The following is a 277-nucleotide window of genomic DNA, read 5'->3' on the forward strand; positions in this document are numbered from 1 at the left end:
CCGTTTTTTCTGATGCTGGCATGGCGTGATGAGCGTGGTATCTGATGAAAGTGATGATGCGCGCCCCCACAGCCTTGTTTGCATTGGCCGGATTGTTGTTGTTGACTATCTTGATCAGTTTGCAATTGGGGTCTTATCCGCTGCGGCTTTATGATCTTTATGCTGTGCTATCACAGCAAGGCACCCCGCAACAGGAATTGGTGCTGTTCTCAATCCGGTTGCCGAGATTGTTGCTGGCCATTTTGACCGGCTGCGGGCTTGCTATCTCTGGAGCAAT

1 protein-coding gene is annotated in these 277 nt (G+C 50.9%); it reads left to right on the forward strand.

The window, feature by feature from the left end; translation table 11 throughout:
- Nucleotides 1-44: 44 nt before the first annotated feature.
- The coding region (locus tag HBA93_RS20970) for an iron chelate uptake ABC transporter family permease subunit (RefSeq protein ID WP_221724555.1) at nt 45-277 on the forward strand (233 nt) is incomplete at its 3' end.

The organism is Ochrobactrum sp. SFR4 (assembly GCF_019730395.1).
Classification (GTDB): domain Bacteria; phylum Pseudomonadota; class Alphaproteobacteria; order Rhizobiales; family Rhizobiaceae; genus Pseudochrobactrum.